At 33.2% G+C, this 2,000-nt stretch carries 2 protein-coding genes and 1 other RNA gene; 2 read left to right on the top strand and 1 reads right to left on the bottom strand.

The features are described from left to right. The first annotated feature begins 683 nt into the window (after window positions 1–683). Both tomB and AB204_RS20655 read left to right on the top strand, forming a co-directional pair. Window positions 684–1,052 carry an Hha toxicity modulator TomB gene (tomB, locus tag AB204_RS20660; protein ID WP_047965258.1) on the top strand — a complete coding sequence of 123 codons (369 nt, stop codon included), beginning with the start codon at window positions 684–686 and terminating at the stop codon, window positions 1,050–1,052. A gap of 47 nt (window positions 1,053–1,099) precedes the next feature. Continuing rightward, the gene (locus AB204_RS20655; protein WP_010845060.1) at window positions 1,100–1,303 is read left to right on the top strand and encodes an HHA domain-containing protein; all 204 of its coding nucleotides are present in this window, start codon (window positions 1,100–1,102) and stop codon (window positions 1,301–1,303) included. Window positions 1,304–1,394: 91 nt separating this feature from the next. On the opposite strand, the gene ffs is transcribed toward AB204_RS20655, so the two are convergent. Further along, an RNA gene (gene ffs, locus AB204_RS21850) (signal recognition particle sRNA small type) lies at window positions 1,395–1,491 on the bottom strand. Between the last annotated feature and the right edge of the window lie 509 nt (window positions 1,492–2,000).

Below are 2,000 nucleotides of genomic sequence, written 5' to 3'. Positions count from 1 at the left end.
ACCCTCCTTGAGGGGTACCTGCTTGCACAGTCTCTTGAGCTAGAGATGTGATCAAGAGACAGCACTTATGTGGCCTTTTTAAATGAAGCTGAATCAGTTCACACAACAAACCATCAACCTTACAATATTTACGTTAAAACACCCCCATAACCTAATCAAAATAAACACTTATGAAATCCGGGTTATGTTTAAAATCGGCATCTTTTTGTTTTTTATAATAAATAGAAGATAAATTGGTAACCTTGCTTGTTTTTCTTCTGATAACACCTTTAACGGTAAAAAGTGTTCCATCTCGATGGTGACATATGTAATAATAGCACTATATTGATTTTGAAAGTCGCAACACAATCGCCTATAATGACGTCTGTGCTATTGTTACAGCATCTACTGTATTAGTTTATTTCAATATATTTAACAGCATATGCAGATATGACTATCCTTTATAGTAGACTGTTAAGCTATAGCCAGAAATCAGGCTTTGCTAGAACTAAGTATTTTTGTCATAATTAAGCGTAAATTAGTCTTCTTTAAAAATCCTAGTTGGTCAGATACGCAATATAGGGCTTTAATATTAATAAATAATAATCATGTTTTGATAGGCTCTATTCTAAAAGAATGACTATAATAAATAGCATGTATAAGCCTTAGTTCAAATAAGCTGCGCCTTGTTTACGGAGGTGATTATGGATGAATATTCACCAAGAAGACACGATATTGCTGAATTAAAATATTTATGTGAAAATTTAATTCACGAGGCACTTTCAGTCCTGAATCGCACTGACAATCATTGGATTCATGATCTAAGTTCCGAAAAAAGCTTAAAATTAAACGAATTGATCGAACACATTGCAGCTTTCGTCTGGAGCTTTAAAATTAAATACGCAGATAACTACGATCTTAGTACCTTAATTGATGAGTATCTGGATGAAACATATAATTTATTTGGAAGTGATAAGATAAGCTTTCTTGAACTTACAAAATGGCAAAGAACAAACGAACACTTAACTAACATTCTGTTACATGATTTGAATGCTTCTTTAAGCAAAACCTAATAAATATATTTCTAACTATTTTTTATACCAAATAAGATAAGGCAACTATGACTAAAACTGACTATCTGATGCGTTTGAGAAAATGCACTTCTATTGAAACACTGGAACGCGTAATTGAAAAAAATAAATATGAGCTCTCGGATGATGAACTTGAACTGTTCTACTCCGCTGCTGACCACCGTTTAGCCGAACTTACCATGAATAAACTCTATGATAAGATCCCATCGTCTGTTTGGAAATTTGTCCGCTAAACTGAAGTGATCAGATAGGAAGTGACCAAAGCCGGTAGCGATTATCGGCTGACGGCATTAAAGTCAATGATGAGCTTAAAACTGGTGAGGGCCCTGCCAGCGACATCCCGGCACACACATCCCCTGCTATGGCTGCTTCTTTCCAGACCTGACCAAGTTAACAAGTTAGCGTTGCGGGAGAACCAACAGAGCCCTCATTGATATTCGCTTCCAATTGCGAAGCGGTCAACATTATCTTTCATACATCATGAAATAGCAAGGAAACTTCATTTGAATGCTTATTTATTGAGCACATGGTTGTAAAAATAACCAAATAGACACAAATGTGGCACATTCCCTATATACAGATAGATAAAGAATAAACAAATACATTAAGTAACCTCAATAAATCACTTTTGTATCATACAAAAAGCCAATAATTTAAAATATCAAATTAACTAAAATATCCCCTTTCTTTTCACGCCCTTCAAAACAAAAAATAGCCATGCAAATCAACAAATAAACTAGAAAAACAATATTATCCGCATTATTTGACAAGCATTGATAAAATTAAACGTGATAATTCATCTCCAGAATAAAAAACATAATCATAAATTTTATTTACAATTTTATGAACTTATTTTCTAATAATTTAAAATTTATTATCTGTAATCGTCTTTTATCCATTTTTTTACACACTTAAAAAGCAAAGGCATGT

Origin of the sequence: Xenorhabdus khoisanae, from assembly GCF_001037465.1 — a bacterium.
GTDB classification, from domain to species: domain Bacteria; phylum Pseudomonadota; class Gammaproteobacteria; order Enterobacterales; family Enterobacteriaceae; genus Xenorhabdus; species Xenorhabdus khoisanae.
Note: the sequence above shows the minus strand (reverse complement) of the source record. Positions and strands in the feature narration are given on the sequence as shown.

Excerpts from the sequence above, each read along its gene's own strand:
- tomB (WP_047965258.1), top strand. The coding sequence starts at position 684 with ATGGATGAATATTCACCAAGAAGACACGATATTGCTGAATTAAAATAT.
- AB204_RS20655 (WP_010845060.1), top strand. The coding sequence starts at position 1,100 with ATGACTAAAACTGACTATCTGATGCGTTTGAGAAAATGCACTTCTATT.